Raw genomic sequence first — 18857 nt, 5'->3', positions numbered from 1 at the left:
CATATGCCCGGACGCCGTTGGCGACCGGTCCGCACGCTCGTCATCTTGGAAACCGAGGGAGAACCATCCGTGACCGAGGTCGCAAAACGTTCCCGTCCGCCTGCCCTGCTCTGGGCCTTCGGACTTCTACTCGCCGTCGTCGGGCTGGTCCTGTCCGCCGGCGGCATCTACCTGATCAGCCTTGGCGGCTCGTGGTACTACGGCATCGCCGGTCTGCTGATGCTCGCCTCCGCCGTGCTCTGCTTCAGGGGACGGGCCGCGGGCCTGACCCTCTTCCTCGCGCTCTTCGCGGGCACTGTCCTCTGGGCACTCTGGGAAGCCGGGCTTGATTTCTGGGCGCTGGTCCCGCGCCTCGTCGCGCCGATCTTCATGGCCGCGCTGGCATTGCTGTTGCTGCCCGCCGCCCGGCGCCACGAGGGCAAGCCCGCCTGCGCGCGCGGCCTGCGCTTTGGCGGTCTCGCGATGCTGGCCGGCTTCGCCGTCTTTCTCGGCCTGATGTTCGTGCCGCACAACGTCGTGCAGAACGATCTGCCCATCGTGCCCGGCGAGGTCTCTGCCGCCACCGCGGCCTCCGGCGAGAGCTGGCTGTCCTGGGGCAAGACCAGCGAGGGCACCCGCTTCTCCACCGCCGAGCAGATCACCCCCGAGAACGTGGGTCAGCTCGAGGTCGCCTGGACCGCACGCACCGGCTTCATCGCCGACCAGTCCGAGAGCAAGCAGGACCAGAACACGCCGCTCTACGTCGATGGCACGCTCTACCAATGCGCCGCCGCCTCGCAGGTGACCGCGCTCGATGGCACCACCGGCGAGATCAAGTGGCAGTACGACCCCAAGGGCACCTCGCCGCTGTGGAAGCGCTGCCGGACCATGGGCTACTACGCGCCGCCCGCGGGCGACGAATGTGGCCCGCGCATCCTGATGACCACCACCGACATGCGCCTCATCGCGCTGAAAGCCGAGACGGGGGAGCTCTGCGAGAGCTTCGGCGAGGGCGGCACGGTCGATCTGAGCATCGGCATGACGCAGCTGGTGCCGCAGCGCGACCTTGACGAGACCGCCGAGGTCGCCCCGCTGCCGGGCTTCCTCGCGCAGACCACCGGGCCCTTCGTCGGGCGTGACAAGATCGTGCTGGGCGGCTGGGTGGCCGACAACATCAGCCGCGGCGAACCCTCGGGCGCGATCCGCGCCTTCAATGCGCTGACCGGTGAATTGGACTGGGCCTGGGACCTCGGCAACCCCGAGATCACCAAGCTGCCGCCCGAGGGCGAGAGCTACACCAAGGGCACGCCGAACGTCTGGACCGGCATCGCCATCGACGAAGAGCTGGGCATGGTCTACCTGCCCATGGGCAACGCCACGCCGGACTACTATGGCGGCGCACGTCGGGACTTCGATGACGAGTACAGCTCGGCCGTGGTGGCGCTGAACCTCGAGGACGGGCGCGAGGCCTGGCACTTCCGCACCGTGCACCATGACATCTGGGACTACGACCTGCCGGCCCAGCCGGCGCTGGCCGATATTCCCGACGGCAAGGGCGGCACCGACAAGGCGCTGATCCAGGTCACCAAGCGCGGCCAGATCTTCGTGCTCGACCGCCGCACCGGGGAGCCGTTGAAGAAGGTCGTGGAAAAGCCCGTCCCTGTCTCGGACGGCAAGATCGAGGGCGAGTACTACTCGGAAACGCAGCCCTACTCGGTCGAGATGCCGACCATCGCGGCGGACCATTTGACCGAAGCCTCGATGTGGGGCGCCACGCCGATCGACCAGATGCTCTGCCGCATCATGTTCAAGAGCTACCGCTACGAGGGTGAGTTCACCACGCAGTCGACCGACAAGACCCTGATGAACCCGGGCAACGGCGGCGGTTTCAACTGGGCGTCGGTGTCCTATGACCAGACGCGCAACCGCATGCTTGTGGTCGACATGCGCATGCCGACGGTAAACTGGCTGATCCCGCGCGAGGAGTATGGCCAGACCGACGAGTTGGTGATGAACTCGCACGGGCGCTCGCCGCAGTTCGGCCTGCCCTATGGCCACGACCTGCGCAACTTCATGTCGCCGCTCGGCGTGCCCTGCATCACGCCGCCCTGGGGCATGGTCTCGGCCATCGACCTGGCGACAGGCGAGATCGCCTGGCAGCAGCCGGCGGGCACCTCCGAGGACACGCCGCTCGGCACGCTGGGCAAGAGCCCGCTGAAGGCGCAGATCGGCATGCCGGGGATGGCGGGTCTCGTGACCACCAAGTCGGGTCTGTCGTTCCACTCGGGCACCCAGGACTACTACCTGCGCGCCTATGACACCGAGACCGGCGACATCCTCTGGAAGGGCCGTCTGCCCTCGGGCTCGCAGGCCGCGCCGATGACCTACATCGGCAAGGACGGGCGACAGTATGTGGTGCTGACCGCCGGAGGGGCCCGTTACAATCCCTTCGACCAGGCGGATTGGATCATCGCCTACGCCCTGCCGAAGACCTGAAACACCAGCCCCCGCGCCCGACCGGCGCGGGGGTTCTTCTTGGGGAAATGAGGCAAGCCTAAGCCCCGGCCTCCTCCTCCGCCCGCTCCAGTGCCTGCCGGCGCAGCGATGCGAGGTGGCCGATGACCAGCGCGAGGATCGCGAGGCCGAGGAAGGCCGCGATCGGGCGCTGGAAGAAATCGGCAAAGACCTCGACCCGCGCCATGGCCGGGCGGAACTTCGTCTCCATGATCCCGCCGAGCACCAGCCCGAGGATGATCGGCACCGGCGGCAGGTCCTGCCGTTTCAGCACCAGCCCGATCCAGCCGAAGACAGCGGCGATGACGCAATCGCTGATCGAGTTGCGCAGGCTGTAGACCCCGACGAAGCTCAGCGTCAGGATCATCACCCCCAGAAAGCGCGTCGGGATGCGGATGATCTTCAGCAGCAGGTTCGACGAGACCATCATGAACAGCACCACGATCACGTTGAGCAGGATCATCGCCGCATAGAGCGCATAGACGAAATCGATCTGCCCTTGGAAAAGCTGCGGGCCGGGGATGACGTTGTGCACGTAAAACACCGACAGCATCATGGCAGTGAGCGCCTCACCGGGAATGCCGAGCGCCAGGAGCGGGATCATCGCGGCGGCGGGAACGGCGTTGTTGGCCGACTCCGAGGCGACCAGCCCCTCCTCGCTGCCGTTGCCGAAGGCGTCCGGGTCCTTCGAGGTCTTCTGCGCGTAGGTGTAGCTGAGAAACTGCGCGGTGAACTCGCCGACGCCGGGGATCATCCCCATCAGCACGCCAAAGCCGGTGCCCGCCGCGACGATGCGCTTGTGGCGGAAGGTGCGGCCCATGGCGCGGGCCATCGAGCCCTTGATCGGCTTGGCATCGGGCGCGTCCTCGGGGCCCGAGAGCAGCAGAAAGGCCTGGCTCAGCGCGAAGAGCCCCAGCACGACGACGATCAGGTCAAAGCCCGAGGCCAGCCACGGCTGATCGAAGGTGAAGCGCTGGGTGTATTTCAGCGGTTCCAGACCAACGGTACCGAGGAAGACGCCGAAGCCCGCCAGCATGCCCGCCGCCAGCGCCTGCCCCCGGTGCGCGATCACCACCAGCACGAGGCCAAGGAGGGCGGCGAGGAAGATTTCTTTCGAGCCGAACATCGGCGCGACCTTGGCGAGGACCGGCGAGAGCAGGATCAGAGCGAGGATCGACAGGATACCGCTGCCGAAGGAGGCGCCATAAGCGAGCCCCAGCGCCTTCAGCGCCTCACCGCGCTTGGTCATCGGGTGGCCGTCGTAGGTGGTCAGCGCGTTGACCGCCGTGCCGGGGGTGTTGATCAGGATCGCCGGCAGCGCGCCGCCGAACATCGACGAGCCGTAGATGCCGAGCAGCATGACCAGCCCGACCAGCGGCGGCAGCGCGAAGGTCGCAGGCAGCAGGATGGCGATGGCCACGGCCGGGCCGACGCCGGGGATGGCGCCGATGATGACGCCGCCCACAGAGCCGATCAGCAGGGCCAGCAGCACATCAAGATGCATCAGCATGCCGATGCCGGAAAGGAGCATGTCCATGGCGGGGCCTCAGAAGCGGGTCATCAGGAAAGAGCGGAAACCGCCCGGCGGCAGCAACTCGTAGATCGCGCCCGACGGGATGTTCACGCCCAAAAGGCTGCGGAAAACCAGCACCGTGCCGAGAGCGAAAAGCGTGGCGAGCCCCATCCAGCGCAGCGAGCGGTAGCCGAGCCGCCAGCTGATTGCGCAGGTGAAGAGGATGGTTGCCAGCAGGTAGCCTGCCTGAGGCACGAGTTGCACGTAGCCGAGGAACCACAGCGCGAATTCCAGCGGGCGCAGCCAGCCCTTGATCTCCTCCCATGCGCCGCCCGAGGGATGCGCGGCGAGCGCACGCAGCAGGTGGCCGCCGGAGAAGACCAGCATGGTCAGGATCGCGATGGCGGGCCAGAAGCGCGGCTGCACGAAGATCTTGGTGCGCGGCAGCCAGTCGGTCTGGAACGGCAGCAGCAGCAGAAGGATCAGCGAGAGGCAAAAGAAACCCGCCGCGAAGACCACTTCGCCCGGCCCGGCGGCGCGGCGCGGCACCCCGGTGACGATGCGCGGGCTGATGGTGCGTAGCACGCGCTGAAACCGCGTGCCGGTGCGCTGGCCCGGGCGTGGAGGAATGTCCACGCCCGGCACCGGTTTGGCGATCGGGTCACTCATCGAGAAGCTCGGCGATCTTTGCCCGCGCGGCCATATCGGCCTCGAGCTGCGCCTCGGACTCCGCCGCGTCCTGCCAGTAGATCAGCGCGCCGGTGTCGGCGGCGAGCTTCTTGGCGGCCTCCGAGGACATGACCTTCTCGGCCACGGCCGCGATCTTGTCGCGCGCCTCCTGCGGCACGTCCGACTTCACGAAAAGCCCGTTCCACAGCGCGAGGTTCAGCTCGGGCACGACTTCGCCCACGGTCGGCGTGTCGGGGGTCAGCGGGATGCGCTCGGAGCCGATGGAGGCCAGCACCTTGATGTCATCAAGGCAGGGGAAGACTTGCTGCAGCGTGGTGTTCATCACGTCCACATCGCCCGAGGCGAGCGTGTTGCAGTCGAGCGCGTCGAAGGCGCTCTCGTAGGCGAAGTCGAAGCCCTTGGCCTGCGCCACGGCAAAGGTGATCTGCGTCGGCGTCAGCATGGACCCGAAGTGGCCGAGCGCGACGTCGTTTTCCTTGGCGTAATCGGCCAGCTCGTCCAGCGACGAATAGGGCGCGTCACCCGAGGTGGCGATGACGAAAGGATAGGTCACGAAGATGCCGATCGGCTCGAAGGGGTTCGGCGAAAGCTGCGGGATGCCGATCTCGGGGCCCGAGAGCGGCACGTCCGACACGAAGGAGCCGATGGTGTAGCCATCCGCCGGGGCGCCTGCGACTTCCACGGCACCGGGGAACGGGCCACCGCCGCCGCCGGGCTTGTTCACCACCGCGGCGGCGACGCCGTATTCGGTCTGGAATTCATCGGCGATCATCCGGGTGAGGATGTCCTCGAGGTCACCCGGCGGGAAGGGAATGACGAACTCCACCGGCTTTTCGGGGTATTCCGCAAGGGCTGCGACGGGGAGGGCCGCAAGGACGCCGGTGAGGGCGAGAGGGGCAATGCGTGTCATGTCTGTCTCCTGTTGGATCGTTGGTTTTTCTTCTTCAGGCGAGGCCCACGCCCATGCCGGCGGTGGCCAAGGTCATCGGGGCGATCTCGCCCAGCCGGGCGAGGTCACGGGCGCGGATCGCGCGCAGGCTCAGCAGCAGCCCGAAGGCGGCGTAGAGCGCCAGCGCCAGCGCGGCGCCCTGCAGGTAGAGGTCCGGTCCCGGCATCGGCAGGCGGGTAAGACCCTGCGCCGACAGCAGGGGAATGGCACCGCTGGCGCAGAGCGCGCTGCCGTTGAGGACAAAGAGCGCCCCCAGCACGAGGGCCATCACGAGGTTCGACGCCGCCCGGTGCGCGCAGAGCGCTGGGGCCGCGCCACGGGCCGCGAGCGGCACCAGCGCCAGCAGGGCCCCTGCCCCCAGCACCAGCCCCGGGGTGCCGCCCGCCATGGCCAGCGCCATGGCAGCCAGCGAGGCCAGCGCCGCCCCGCGCTGCGCCCGACCTGCCCCGGCCATGCAGGCCAGGGTGCCGAGCGCCGCGAGGGCCAGCAGGGAGAGGTGCCAGCCGGACAAGGCTCACTCCGCCGCGATCTTGTTCGACCGGCAGCACTTCGCGCCGTTCGGGTCCTTGGGCACGTCCAGCGTCGGGTTGCGGTCGAAGAAGTTCTCGGGGCGCAACTTGAAGCCGGCGTAATCCACCGGCATCACCGGCCAGTCCTCGGTGCGCGGGAAATGCGTCAGGCCGAAGGTGTGCCAGACCACGATGTCCTCGCCGTCCACCGAGCGGTTCGCCGCGGCATAGGCCGGAAGCCCCGCACCGCCCGGATGCTGGTTCGGCGTGTAGCCCGCCGCCCACATCTCGTCGCGGTCGAACTTGGTGACCCAGAGCGACTTGGTGGCAAAGCCCGCGCGCTGGGTGATCGAGGCCGCGTCATCCGCCAGCAGCAGAGGCAGCCCTTCGGGGGCCAGCACATAGGCGGTCGGCTCGCCGAGGTAGTTGGTCGCCTCGGCCGAGGAGATGCGCCAGACCCGGCCCAACTCGTTGCGCGCCACGCGCTGCGCATCGCTTTCGGTCTCCAGCCGGGTGATCTGCCGGGTGAAAGCATTGCCCACCGGGTTGCCCGGCCCCATCGGCACGCGCTTGACGTCGATCTCGTCGACGCGGTTCTTCAGCCCGTCGATGGCAAAATCGAGCCGTGCCGAGAACATGTGCTGGTGCTGCGGCGCGCCCAGTTGCGGCGCAAGCTCGGTGGCCCATTCGTAGTCACCCTCGGGGCGGCCCGAGGTGAAGACGATGCCGGTCGCCTTGCACTCCAGCTCGATTTTCCCGTCGAGGTAGAAGTACCAGTAGAAGCCGTAGTCGTAGTTGCCGACGGTGACGAAGAAGGACACCACGAGGCGGCGCTGGCGGCGCACGTCGGAACGACCGGTGAAGATGTCGGTGTGCTTCCAGAGGGTGCCGAAGTCCTCCTCGTGGATGCAGACGGCGTTCTTGATCTCGATAGGGTTGCAGAAGTCGTCGACCACCGTGGCGTCGACGTAGTGGATCTCGCCAAGGCAGTCGCAGCCCAGCACCAGCGAGTTCGCCAGACGCCCGAATTGATACTCGCCCGCGTCGAAGTAGTTCTGCCACTCGTGCGTCGGCTGCGGCTCGCCGTAGGGCACCACCATCTCCGACACCGAGGCGCGGTTGAGGATCGAGCGGTCGCGGTCGCCGTCCCTGAAGCGGATGTCGTGCAGGGTCAGCCCCTCGCGCCCGTTGAAGCCGACGCGGATGGACCAGTTCTCCCAGCTAAGCACGTTGTCCTCCATGGTGAAGGACCCGCCCTGCGGCTGGGTGATGTTGAGCGGCTTCATGGTCGTGCGCTTCTCGATGGCCGGATCGAGGTAGTCGTCATTCTGCGCGGGCACGGTGGGGAAGCCGGTATCGACGAAGCGCAGCACCTTCCGCTCGGTGAGATCGACGTGGCAGACCACCCCCTCGATCGGATGGGCCCAGAGCGCGTGGATGGCGTCGGCGCTCGGTGCCTGGAAGCTGAGCACGCGCAGCATGCGGCGGCCTTCCTCTTCCTCGAAGCCGAAGACGCCGGCCGAAAGCGGACAGCAGAAAACGGTGTCGAGATCGGTGATGCCGCGCTTGGCCAGTGCCTCGACAAAGCGCGGATCGGCCTTGGCGATCTCTTCGGCGGCGACGTAATCCTCGTCGAGCACCGGGCCCCAGCCGTCGACCTTGGGATCGAGGCTGCGCTGGTGGATGATCGCCTTCGCGGGAATGTCGACGACGATCTCGGTCAATGCCCCGGCCGCGAGGTCGGTGACCAGAACGCCGATCTCGCGCGGGATGTCCGCGCCGGAGGTGAAGGCGGCCAGCGTCTCGCGGGCTGGCTCGCGCAGCATGACATAGGAATAGCGTGTGCTCTCCCCGGCAAAGCCCGCGGCCTCGAGCACGGCTTTCAGCGTGGTGATCTCGGTCGCCGTGATCGGGTCCAGCGGATGCTTGACGGTTTGCAATGCTGCGGCCTCGGCGGGCGGGGTTTCGGTGATGGTGTCGCTCATCTCGTCCTCTCGGGTGTCGCGGTTTCCCAAAGGCTGAAGAGGAGCGGACGGTGCATCTATTGCAGTATGCGCCATAGATTCGATAAATTGCGCCAAACACGGTGGCGCGCATCAGTTTCACGGGACTTGGGGCTGCCAGAACGGCCCGTGTACGTGAAACCTGTCTTCCAGCTGCATGTTTGATGGGCGATTTGTCGCAGTCTATGAGCGCGGCGTTGGCAGAGTGGGAACATTGCGCGCGGGCCGCGGCGATGAGTCGGCTAGCTGCGGCTGCGTGAGGGAGCCTCTCCGGTCCAGCTCCGCCAGGCGCGCCAGAACACCGTCTCGTCGGAATAGCCCAGGGTTGCCGCCACCGACTTCAGGCGGGTTCCGGGCCGGGCAAGCTGCTGCTCGGCGATCTGCCGGCGCTCGGCCTGCACCAGCGCCCGCAACGAAGTGCCCTCCTGTGCGAGGTGCCGCTGCAGGCTGCGCGGCGCCATGCCGAGCGCCCCGGCGATATGCGGAAGGTCGACCGGCGCACGGCCGAGGTTGCGACTGACCACCATCTGCACCCGGTCCGCCACGCTCATCTCCGGGTCCTGCGCCCGCACGAGGTCGGCCACATGCCGCTCGATCACCGCGATCAGCCCGGCGTCCTCGGTGCGGCGTGGCGTGTCGAGCCCCTCGGCGCCGAAGAGCAGCATGTTGGCGCTCTGCTCGAACCGCACCGGCGCGCCGAAAAGGCGCTCGAGCAGGTCAGGCCGGCGCGAAGGCGCATGGGTAAATTGGATCTCGGCGGGCGACCAGTGGCGGTCGAAGGACTGGCGCAGGAGCTGGCAGAGCGAGGAGAGCGAGAACTCGGCGTCCTGCGCACCTGAAGTCTTGGCGGCGCCGCGGATCTGGTAGCTGATGCCGAGCCAGCCGTTCTCGTCCGCCGCGTCGGAAAAGATCATCTCGGTGGCGCTCTGCAACGCAGCCAGTGCCCCGAGGAAGCGGGTGATCCCGAGGCGCAGCGTCGCCGATTGCGCCAGCAGCAGCCCAGTCGGGCCGAGGTCCGCCGGGGTGATCGACCGTCCGAGCCGCGCGCCGAGCACCGGGTCATGGGCGGCGCGGGCGGCCGCCTCGAAGATGCGCAGGTAGGCGGGCAGCGAGAGCTCCTCGTAGGGATCGCGCAGGGCGCCCGGGGCGATGCCCTCGGCCTGCAGGATGCCGGTGAGATCCTCGTCGCGCTCCTCGAAATGCCGCAGCACCGGCGCGAGCGCGGTGGCCCGCACGAAGGGCCGGTCGTCGAGGAGGCGTCGGGGAATGTTCATAGGGCGAGGCGGGGTCCGGTGGGGGTGGCTGCAGTCACTATCCTATGCCCTCCCGCCTCGGCGCAAGCCTGCGCCCCGCCCCAGGGCAAGCCTGCACCCCGGCGCGATGCAAGAACGCGCCGGGGATGTGCCCGTCAGATCAGGCTTTCAGGGTGGATCGGGAAGCGCGTCGGCTGCACGCCGGTCGCGTGCCAGACCGCGTTGCCGATGGCCCCGACAGTGCCGGTCACACCGATCTCGCCCACGCCCTTGATGCCGAGCGCGTTCACGAAAGGATCGTCCTCGTGCACGGTCAGCGCCTCGATCATCGGCACGTCGGCATTCACCGGCACATGGTAGCCTGCGAGATCGGCATTGGTCAGCCGCCCGCTGCGCGTGTCGTGCACGGCCTCTTCCTGCAGCGCCATACCGATGCCCCAGATCATCCCGCCGAGCAGCTGGCTGCGCGCCAGCCGCGGGTTGACGATCCGGCCGGCAGCGAAGGCGCCGATCAGGCGGCTGACCCGCACTTGCCCCAGATCGGGATCGACCAGCACCTCGGCAAAGACCGCCCCGTGCGAGAACATCGCGCGGTCGGGCTCGCCTTCGCGCGCGCCCGTGCCCTCGCCGCGGACCAGCTCCAGCCCGGCGCGGGCAAGAATGTCCTCGTAGGCTTCGGAACGCTCGTCGTCGTTGCGATAAAGCCGCCCCGAGCGCGCCGTCACCCCCGCGTTGCCCGCGCCGAAGAGCGGCGAGGCGGGATCGTTGGTGGCCAGCTCGGCGAGCTGCCGCACCGCATCCGCCCCGGCGTTGAACAGCGCGGTCCCGGCGGTGGCGGTATGGCCCGAGCCCCCGGCGACCCCCGCGTCGGGAAGGTCCGAATGGCCCGAGCGGAACTCCACCTTGTCGATGTCGATCCCCAGCCCGTCGGCGGCGATCTGCGCCAGCGCGGTCCAGGCGCCCTGCCCCATGTCGGCGGCCGAGGTCTCGATCACCGCGCTGCCGTCGGCGCGCAGCGTGGCATGGGCGGCGGCCTGGAACATCGGGCAGGGAAACTGCGCCGTGCCCATGCCCCAGCCTTTCAGCAGCCGCCCCTGCCGCATGCTGCGCGGCGCGGCAGAGCGTTCGGCCCAGCCGAAAAGCTTCGCCGCCTCAGCGTAGCATTCGCGCAGGCCCTTCGAGGAAAACGCCATGCCGGTCGAGGGATCGCTCTCGGCGTAGTTCTTCAGGCGGAACTCCAGCGGGTCCATGCCGGCCGCCTGCGCCGCGGCGTCCATTGCGATCTCCAGCGCAGCTGACCCCGGTGCCTCGCCCGGTGCGCGCATCGGTCCCGGCGTGCCCACGTCGGCCCGCCGCCCACGGTGCGAAGTGCGCAGGTTCGGCGCGGCATAGAGGCTGTGCGAGGCGTTGGACGCGCTCTCGAGGAACTGATCGAACGTCGAGGTGAGCGTGACCGTGTCGTGCTCCAGCGCCGCGATGTTGCCCTCTGCATCGAGGTCGATCTGCAAGGCCTGACGGGTCGGAGCGCGGTGGCCGACCGGGCCGTACATCTGGTCGCGTCGCAGCACCAGTTTCACCGGGCGGCCCAGATCGCGCGCGGAGAGGATCGCCAGCATCTGCCCGCCATAGAGGATCGCCTTCGAGCCGAAACCGCCACCGAGGAAGGGGCTGCGCAGCACGATCTGTGACGGATCGATCCCGAGGAAGGCCGCGAAGGTCTGTTTCGACAGGCCGATCGCCTGGTTGGGCGTGTCGATCTCCAGCCGGTCACCTTCCCAGCGGGCGGTGATCGCATGGGGCTCGATGGCGTTATGATATTGCTGCGAGGTCTCGACCGTGGTGCTGACGTGGCGCGCGGCAGTTGCGCGGGCCGCATCCACATCGCCGGAACTATGCCCGGCAGGTCGACCGAAGGCGGTGGTGTCGGTCTCGAAGGGTTCGGCATCGTCAAGCGTGACCCCATGCGCCTCGGTCTCGTAGCGAGGGGCCAGCAGCCGGGCACCCTCCGTGGCGGCCTCCAAGGTCTCCGCCAGGACCAGAGCGATTGGCTGGCCGGCGTAGCGCACGCTGTCGTCAGTCAGGGTTTCCATGCGCCAGACGAAGGGGTGGATCTTCTCGTCGGGGCTGACGGCGAGCCTCGGGGCAGTCTGAGGTGTGTAGACCTTGACCACGCCGGGATGCGCCTCGGCGGCGGCCACGTCGAGGTGGGTGACGCGGCCCTTGGCGATCCCCGCCGTGGCGAGCACCGCGTGCAGCAGCCCGTCCGGACGGTTGTCGGCTGCATAGGTGGCAGCGCCGGTGACCTTGAGGATCCCGTCGCGCCGGGTCAGCGCCTGTCCGGCGCTCGAGCCGAGGCGCACGTGGCCCTGGCCCTGCATGTTCATCAGGTCATCCATTGTCATCTCCTGCAAAGACGGAGGCGGGAAGCGCGGGCAACCGCTCGGGTGTTCCGGCAGCGGCCCGTTCCAAAGCGCGCAGGGCGATGCGCTGCGCGAGGGGAATTTTGGCGGCGTTGTCGCCCGAGGGCCGGGCGCCTTCCGTGGCCAGTTCGGCGGCGCGGGCAAAGCTCGCGGCAGTCGCGGGCTGGCCCTTCAGCGCCGCCTCGGCGGCACGGCAGCGCCATGGGCGGGCGGCGACGCCGCCGAGCGCCAGCCGCGCCTCGGTGATCACGCCATCCTCGATCGCCAGCGCAGCGGCGGCGGAGACGATGGCAAAGGCAAAGGAGGTGCGCTCGCGCAGCTTCACGTAGCGGGCGTTGCGCGCCAGCGCGCGGGGATCGGGCAAGCGGATGTGGGTGATGATCTCGCCCGGAGCCAGTGGCGCCGCGCCGGAACCTTCGGCGTCGGGCAGCGGGTGGAATTCTTCCATCGGCACTTCGCGCAGACCCTCCGGCCCGGTGATCTCGACCACCGCGTCATAGGCAGCGAGCGCCACGCACATGTCAGACGGGTGCACGGCGATGCAGCCCTCGGTCCAGCCGAGCACCGCGTGGTTCCGGGTCGCGCCGCCCAATGCGCCGCAGCCACTGCCCGGCGCGCGCCGGTTGCAGGGCGACAGCGGGTCCTGGAAGTAGCTGCAGCGGGTGGCCTGCATGACGTTGCCGCCGGTCGTCGCCGCGTTGCGCAGCTGCGCCGAGGCTCCCGACAGCAGCGCCTCGGCCAGCGCCGGGTAGCGCGCCAGCACCTGCGGGTCGCGGGCGATGTCGGCATTGCGCACCATGGCACCGATGCGCAGGCCGCCGGCGCTTTCCTCGATCCGGTCCAGCGACAGGCGCGAGATGTCGACCAGCCGTTCGGGCGTGGCGACGCCGATCTTCATCAGGTCCAGCAGGTTCGTGCCGCCGGCGAGCAGCGCCCCTTCGGCCCCGACGGCAGCGCCGAGCGTCTCGGCGCGGGAGTACTCGAAGCGGTTCATGCGGTTTCCCTTTTCTCGGTGCCCGCGGCGATCTCGCGGGTGGCGTCGAGCACGGCCTCGGTGATCCCGGCGTAGGCGGCGCAGCGGCAGAGGTTGCCGCTCATCCCCTCGCGCACACGTTCCGGATCGAGCCCGGCCTCGCCCTCGGCGATGAGGCCCACGGCGGACATGATCTGACCCGGCGTGCAGTAGCCGCACTGGAAGCCGTCATGGGCGATGAAGGCCGCCTGCACCGGGTGCAGCTGGTCTCCGTCGGCGAGCCCTTCGACGGTGGTGATCTCGGCACCGTCGTGGGAGAGCGCCAGCGCCAGGCAGGAATTCATCCGCCGCCCGTCGATCAGCACCGTGCAGGCGCCGCATTGGCCGCGGTCGCAGCCCTTCTTCGTGCCGGTGAGGCCGATCCGCTCGCGCAGAACGTCGAGCAGCGTGGCGCGCGGATCGTCGAGGGCGATCTGCTGCGGCACTCCATTGATGGTAAGATTGAGCGTCGGTGTCATCTTTCCCTCTCTTGCAATAAGCTGGTGGGGAAGCCGGCAGGTCCGGCCATGGATCATTAAATACGGAGGCACCCTCCGTTTTCAAGTGAGTTGACGCATGGGAAGCGAAATAGGCCAGGAAAAGCCGAAAGCGAGGAAGCCGCGGGCCGATCAACTGCGCAACCGCGAGCGGCTGCTCGATGCCGCACGGGAGGTCTTTGGCCGCGAAGGCGGAAGCCTTGAAGCGGTGGCGCGGGAGGCAGGGGTCGGAATCGGCACGCTTTATCGGCACTTTCCGTCGCGAGAGGCGCTTTTCCAGGCGGTCTACGCGCGCGAGGTCGAGACGCTGGAACGCCGCGCCGCCGAGGACCAGCTCGAGGACTGGATGCGCGGCGCGCTGCGGCTGATGGCGACAAAGAAGGGCATGGTCGCCGCGCTCGCACCGGTGTTCGAGCCCGATTCGACCTTCTTCAGCGACCAATCCCAGCGCCTGCGCGGCGCAGTCGCCGCGCTGCACGCCCGCGCCGTCGCCGAGGGCCGCCTGCGGCCCGACGTGACCAGCGAGGACCTGCTGCGGGTGCTGCTCAGCCTCAACTACGGCCCCGGAGCCGACCCCGCCCGCGCCGAAGTTCTGCTCGGCGTATTCCTCGATGGGCTGCGCGTGCGCTAGGGCGCGCCCAGCCCCTGACCTCGCCCAATCTCCGGCCCTGGGCCGACCGCCGCGTCTGCCTGCATCGCCTGTGACAGCCCTGCCCGGCGGCGGGTCGGCGCGAGCCAGCGACACGAATTAAACCTGCGAAGACCCCCTGATATGTGATATTGTCCAGCCAAAGTCATTTTGGACGGACAATTTCCTTGCGCACGCCACTTCCCCGAAAGCGGCGACTTCGCTGCTATTCATTTGAACCGAGCCTACGCGACGATATCGGCACCCGGGACGTCAACGAAATACTCATTGAAATCCTGCACGAGATCGACACGCTAGGAAAGCCGAGCCTCCGTCCGGGTCCGGTCGGCACCCACATTGAAATCGTCGACGTCGATCCCGCGCGCAATCCCTTCTACGAACCGGCCAACTTCGCGGACACGGTTATCTTTGTTCAGGATGGGTTTTCGGCCGCTGAAAACAATACAAGATTCCGCCGAAAAATGGTCTACGCGATCGTCATGGCCACGTTCGACCTCTTCGAGAACGCGGTCGGCAGCAAGGCCCTCTGGTCGAGCCGGGTGATCCGCGACGGCCGCTACCGAGACCAATTCGCACGGCGATTTCGCATATATCCGCACGCAATAGGGGCACGGAATGCCCACTACGGTCCGCGAGAGAAAGCGCTCCTGTTCGGATATTTTCCGGCAGCTGCGAAGGAAGAGAAAAGCACACCCGACACCAAGGTGGTTTTCTGCCATTTGCATCACACCATCATGCACCAGATGAACGACGCGCGTCTCGACGGGCTGCACCCGCGGTTCAACGAGCCTTGCAATCTGGACGTGCATACCTTTCGCGAAGCCTGTTCCGACTTTGTGGCGATCTCTCAGAGGTTCTCCTACCCAGGCATCCTCGAGACCCAGCTGCGCGAGGCCCGCGGCGACCTCGACATCGATCCAATCAAAGGCGACGGCTGCCGGGTCGCCTTCGCGCAGCGCTTCCGCGAATGGGGCATCGCGCCGTCCGGCATGCACGCTGATGTCGGTCGATACGCCGGTCCGGGAGGGCTCCGAGAGCGCCGAGGCGCCAGGGCCACTGACCCTCGTGATGGGATCCGGAGCGGCGGCGCGGAGCCTGTACCGCGGCAGCAGGGACACCTACACCGTCGAGGTCCGGGCGATGCGAGAGATCCAGCGCCGCTGGCATCGACCGTCGGAAGAGAGCTTCTAGGTGGTCGAGGTCACCCGGCGCCGCGACGGCACCTTCGATGCCGAGCTGCAGAAACAGCGGGACGAGGCGGGCATTCCGCCGCCCGAACGCCGCGACTTTACCTATTGCGCAGGATCGAGCGTCTTTCTCGACCCGGTGTCTTTCGAGATCGACTGGATCACCCCCACCGCCAAGACCCTCGCCGACGACATCGAGCTGGCACGCAGCGCCGAGTCCTTCGCCCTGCTGCACGAGGAGCACTGCCCCGGACGGCCGCGCTGATCCCCCCTGACAACCGCGTTGCGATCCGCATGTACCGGCAGGGGCACTTGGATTCGCTGCTTCTGGCCCTCCCGCGCGGAGACGCCGCCTTTCCCGGCGAAATGCCCTCCGCGCAATGGGACCGCGTGACGTGCTGGATGCAGGTCACCGATCACGTCGTCCTTTGCGACAGCGAAAGCACGGCCTGACGCGCCCCACATCAAGAAGGAGACAGATCAAATGCCGAAGAACATCGTGATCTGCTGCGACGGCACGGGCAACGAGATCAAGGAGAACCTCTCGAACGTGCTGAAGCTCTACCGCTGCCTGAAACGGGACGAGGAGCAGCTGGTCTTCTACGATCCCGGCATCGGCACGCTGAGCAGCTCCGACGCCTGGGCCCGCTTTAAGCAGAGGGCCAAGGTCATCTTCGGGCTGGCGACCGGCTGGGGGCTCGACCAGAATATCCGCGAGCCCTACGACTTTCTCGTCGAACATTGGGAAGACGGCGACCGCATCTTCCTTTTCGGCTTCAGCCGGGGGGCCTACACCGTGCGCGCCCTGGCGGGGATGATTTACCTCGTCGGGCTGCTTGAGCCGAGCCAGAAGAACCTGAGTGGCCATGCACTGGTGGCCTACAAGCGGGCCAGCAGCGAGAATTCCCTCAGCTATGGCTGGCGCGTCCGCCGCATCCTGAACTCGCGTCGGGTCCCCATCCACTTTGTCGGCGCGTGGGACACGGTCAGCTCGGTCATCGTGCCGCGGGCCGACCGGATGTACATTCCCTCGCTCCAAAGACTGCCGTACACGCGCACCAACCAGGGCGTCCGCAGTTTCCGCCACGCCATGGCCATCGACGAGCGGCGGCGGATGTTCCGCCTCAACAAGTGGATCCCGCCCGAGCTGTGCAACCCGAACCCCTTCGACACGCAGGATCTCGGGCACAGCACGAAGCAGGTCTGGTTCGCCGGATCGCATTCGGACGTCGGCGGCGGCTGGCCCGAGCCGCGCAGCGGCCTGTCGAAATTCCCGCTCAGGTGGATGATCGACGAGGCGGTGGCCGAGGGGCTGAAGGTCAGCACCCGGATGGTGAACCACCTGATCCCCAAAGACCCGCCGAAGGACCCCGACGACTACGTGCCTGCCAAGGCGGACGCCCCGCTGAACGACTCCATGATCGGATTCTGGCCGGTGCTCGAGTATCTGCCCAAACGCGCGAAGTATCGGGAATGGCCCTGGCGGCGGATCTTCGCGGGGGTCTACCTGCCAAGATCCGAGCCGCGCCCGATCGCGACGGATGCCGAGATCCATGCCTCCGTCACCGATCGCAAGGCGCTGGTGCCAGACTACCGGCCGGAGAACCTCGAACGGCGCGTCGACCGCGATCCACCGCCACCCCCGCCGGACGATGCGAACCCGAAGCCGGACCCGGAACCTCCCGAGACCGCATGAGCCCTCAGGAGCGGCCGCCTTGGCCGCCGATCCGCGCCATTTCCTCGGCCAGCACCTGCCGGACCCGCGCCACGCGGGGCACGCGCCGCAGGGCCTCGGGCACCACCAGCCAGACCGGTAGCGCAGGCAGCCGGACGAAATCGCCGATGTATTCCACACGGGGATCGGCATCCGCGATCGCCCGTTGAAAGCCGCCCACGCCGCAGCCCGCGCAGACCAGCGCCCAGTTGACCAGCTGGTCTTCGCAGCGCACGGGGAAGCTCTCGCGCCGGGGCTTCCAGCCGTTCTCGACCATCACCCGCTGCATGATGTCACCCTCTCCGTAGCCGACGAAATCCAGCGCCTGCAGTGCCTCGGCGGTGGTAGGCCGGCCCACCCGGTCGAGATAGCTCTTCGCGGCATAGAGGCCGAGGCCCAGCTCGGCGACCTTCTGCGCAACGAGATCGCCGCGCTCGGGCCGGAACATGCGCAGGGCGATGTCGGCCTCGCGATGCATCAGGTTCTCTGGCACGTCAGAGGCCACGAGGTCGATGCGGATGCCCGGCTCTTCATGGCGCAGCCGCGCGATCAATCGCGGCAGGTGCCAATAGGACACCACGCGCGAGGCGGTGATCCGCACCGTCCCCTCGATCCGGGCGCTGGCCCCGGCGGCGGTCAGGCTCAGGCGCGCGGCCGCCTCTTCCATCTCGCGCGCATGCGCCAGCAACTGATGGCCCATCGGCGTGAGGCTCTGCCCATCCGGACGGCGCAGGAAGAGTGGCTGCTCGAGGGCAGCCTCGAGCGCGCGAATATGGCGGCCGAGCGTCGGCTGGCTGAGACCGCTGGCCCGCGCCGCCGCCGAGAGCGAGCCCGCGGTCGCGACGCGCAGAAAGCTTTGCAGAAGTGACCAGTCGAGGCGCCGCATGTCCATTCATTCATGAATGGCCGGCCAGCAGATTTACGCAATACCCATACGAAACCTTACGTGCAAAATTCGCCTGAACCGAGACATTCGCCCCTCAGACCCACAGGTATTGGACAGATCATGACACGCAGCGTTCTCATCCTCGGCGCATCGGGTCACTCCGGCAGCGCCTTCGCCCGCGCCTTCGCCGAGGACGGCTGGCAGGTCCGGCACTTTCGGCGCGGCACCGATCCCGCCGAGGCGGCTCGGGGTGTCGAGCTCATCGTCAACGCGATGAACCCGCCCGACTACCACGACTGGGCGCATGAAATTCCGAAGATCACCCGCCTCGCCATGACTGCCGCCCGCGCTAGCGGCGCACGGGTGCTGATCCCCGGAAACGTCTATGTCTATGGCTGCCAGCCGGCGCCCTGGTCCGCCGAGACCCCGCATGTGCCCTGCAGCCGCAAGGGGCGGATACGGGCCGAGATGGAAGCCGCCTGGCGCGCCTCCGGGATACCGGTGACGATCCTGCGCGCCGGGGATTTCATCGACGGCGCCCAGCCGGGCCTGCTTATGGGACGGGTCGTCCTGAAATCCTTGGCACGCGGCCGCATCACGGCGCTTGGCCCCGAGGATGTGCGGCGCGCCCATGCCTACCTGCCGGACTTTGCCCGGGCCGCGGCCCTGCTGTCGCGGCGACAGGACCTGCCGACCTTTGCCGACATACCCTTTCCGGGGCACAGCTTCAGCCTTGTGGAGTTCGCCGAAGAGATCACTCGGCAGACCGGTCGCCCCCTGCGCATCACGCGCTTTCCATGGTGGGCGCTGCGGCTGGCGTCGCCGGTCTGGGAACTCGCCCGGGAACTGTCGGAGATGCGCTATCTCTTCGGGCATCCGCACAGTCTCGACGGACGCACACTCGCCGAGTACCTCCCCGGCTTCACCCCGACACCCTTTTCCAAGATCGTCGCCGGGCATCTGAAACCGCATGTCTGACGGGCATTTGCGCCGGAATATGCGCGCCGGGCCCGCGATGTTGGGGCATTCAAACACTGCTGCAACAATGTGCTGGAGACACTCGGAGGGCGCGTCCGGCGGCC

16 protein-coding genes are annotated in these 18857 nt (G+C 67.9%); 5 read left to right on the top strand and 11 right to left on the bottom strand.

Features of this window, described 5'->3' with window-relative positions; translation table 11 throughout:
• Nucleotides 1-69 precede the first annotated feature (69 nt).
• The gene (locus tag BM397_RS05895; RefSeq protein WP_245695944.1) at nucleotides 70-2475 is read left to right on the top strand and encodes a membrane-bound PQQ-dependent dehydrogenase, glucose/quinate/shikimate family; all 2406 of its coding nucleotides are present in this window, start codon (nucleotides 70-72) and stop codon (nucleotides 2473-2475) included.
• A 58-nt stretch (nucleotides 2476-2533) separates the two neighbouring features.
• Here the strand turns inward: BM397_RS05895 and BM397_RS05890 are convergent, their stop codons facing one another.
• From BM397_RS05890 to BM397_RS05850, 9 genes are all read right to left on the bottom strand, one after another.
• The gene (locus tag BM397_RS05890; RefSeq protein ID WP_092419691.1) at nucleotides 2534-4030 is read right to left on the bottom strand and encodes a tripartite tricarboxylate transporter permease; all 1497 of its coding nucleotides are present in this window, start codon (nucleotides 4028-4030) and stop codon (nucleotides 2534-2536) included.
• A 9-nt stretch (nucleotides 4031-4039) separates the two neighbouring features.
• Entirely contained in the window at nucleotides 4040-4675 is a 636-nt protein-coding gene (locus BM397_RS05885) for a tripartite tricarboxylate transporter TctB family protein (RefSeq protein ID WP_092419688.1), read from the bottom strand.
• Nucleotides 4668-5606, bottom strand: coding sequence for a tripartite tricarboxylate transporter substrate binding protein (locus tag BM397_RS05880; protein ID WP_092419685.1), 939 nt, complete (start codon nucleotides 5604-5606; stop codon nucleotides 4668-4670). The genes BM397_RS05885 and BM397_RS05880 overlap by 8 nt, the downstream gene beginning before the upstream one ends.
• 34 nt (nucleotides 5607-5640) lie before the next feature.
• Nucleotides 5641-6156 (bottom strand): hypothetical protein, encoded by a 516-nt coding sequence (locus BM397_RS05875; RefSeq protein WP_092419682.1) that lies wholly within the window; start codon nucleotides 6154-6156, stop codon nucleotides 5641-5643.
• Between the two features lie 3 nt (nucleotides 6157-6159).
• Nucleotides 6160-8139: a primary-amine oxidase gene (locus BM397_RS05870; RefSeq protein WP_092419679.1), complete on the bottom strand. Its 1980-nt coding sequence runs from the start codon at nucleotides 8137-8139 to the stop codon at nucleotides 6160-6162.
• A 260-nt stretch (nucleotides 8140-8399) separates the two neighbouring features.
• Nucleotides 8400-9431 (bottom strand): AraC family transcriptional regulator, encoded by a 1032-nt coding sequence (locus BM397_RS05865; RefSeq protein WP_092419676.1) that lies wholly within the window; start codon nucleotides 9429-9431, stop codon nucleotides 8400-8402.
• A 134-nt stretch (nucleotides 9432-9565) separates the two neighbouring features.
• Nucleotides 9566-11806, bottom strand: a complete 2241-nt coding sequence (locus BM397_RS05860) for a xanthine dehydrogenase family protein molybdopterin-binding subunit (RefSeq protein ID WP_218124839.1) — start codon at nucleotides 11804-11806, stop codon at nucleotides 9566-9568.
• Entirely contained in the window at nucleotides 11799-12824 is a 1026-nt protein-coding gene (locus BM397_RS05855; RefSeq protein WP_092419669.1) for an FAD binding domain-containing protein, read from the bottom strand. Before BM397_RS05855 ends, BM397_RS05860 begins: the two co-directional genes overlap by 8 nt.
• Nucleotides 12821-13321, bottom strand: a complete 501-nt coding sequence (locus BM397_RS05850; RefSeq protein ID WP_092419666.1) for a (2Fe-2S)-binding protein — start codon at nucleotides 13319-13321, stop codon at nucleotides 12821-12823. Before BM397_RS05850 ends, BM397_RS05855 begins: the two co-directional genes overlap by 4 nt.
• Nucleotides 13322-13418: 97 nt before the next feature.
• Between BM397_RS05850 and BM397_RS05845 the strand changes: the two genes are divergently transcribed.
• Nucleotides 13419-13970 (top strand): TetR/AcrR family transcriptional regulator, encoded by a 552-nt coding sequence (locus tag BM397_RS05845; protein ID WP_092419663.1) that lies wholly within the window; start codon nucleotides 13419-13421, stop codon nucleotides 13968-13970.
• Between the two features lie 311 nt (nucleotides 13971-14281).
• Here the strand turns inward: BM397_RS05845 and BM397_RS05840 are convergent, their stop codons facing one another.
• Nucleotides 14282-15106: a hypothetical protein gene (locus BM397_RS05840; protein ID WP_092567368.1), complete on the bottom strand. Its 825-nt coding sequence runs from the start codon at nucleotides 15104-15106 to the stop codon at nucleotides 14282-14284.
• 73 nt (nucleotides 15107-15179) lie between these two features.
• On the opposite strand from BM397_RS05840, the gene BM397_RS05835 reads away from it, so the two are divergent.
• Complete coding sequence (locus BM397_RS05835) at nucleotides 15180-15440, top strand: hypothetical protein (RefSeq protein WP_092419653.1); 261 nt, start codon at nucleotides 15180-15182, stop codon at nucleotides 15438-15440.
• 219 nt (nucleotides 15441-15659) lie between these two features.
• Nucleotides 15660-16871 (top strand): T6SS phospholipase effector Tle1-like catalytic domain-containing protein, encoded by a 1212-nt coding sequence (locus tag BM397_RS05830; protein WP_092419650.1) that lies wholly within the window; start codon nucleotides 15660-15662, stop codon nucleotides 16869-16871.
• A gap of 4 nt (nucleotides 16872-16875) precedes the next feature.
• On the opposite strand, the gene BM397_RS05825 is transcribed toward BM397_RS05830, so the two are convergent.
• On the bottom strand, nucleotides 16876-17775 hold the full coding sequence (locus BM397_RS05825) for a LysR family transcriptional regulator (RefSeq protein WP_245695943.1): 900 nt from the start codon (nucleotides 17773-17775) through the stop codon (nucleotides 16876-16878).
• A gap of 120 nt (nucleotides 17776-17895) precedes the next feature.
• Here BM397_RS05825 and BM397_RS05820 point away from each other — a divergent pair, with 120 nt between their 5' ends.
• Nucleotides 17896-18753: a Rossmann-fold NAD(P)-binding domain-containing protein gene (locus BM397_RS05820; protein ID WP_092419644.1), complete on the top strand. Its 858-nt coding sequence runs from the start codon at nucleotides 17896-17898 to the stop codon at nucleotides 18751-18753.
• Nucleotides 18754-18857 lie beyond the last annotated feature (104 nt).

Source organism: Alloyangia pacifica, assembly GCF_900116195.1.
Classification (GTDB): domain Bacteria; phylum Pseudomonadota; class Alphaproteobacteria; order Rhodobacterales; family Rhodobacteraceae; genus Salipiger; species Salipiger pacificus.
The sequence above is the reverse complement of the archived record's forward strand: the minus strand, read 5'-3'. Positions and strand labels throughout refer to the sequence as shown.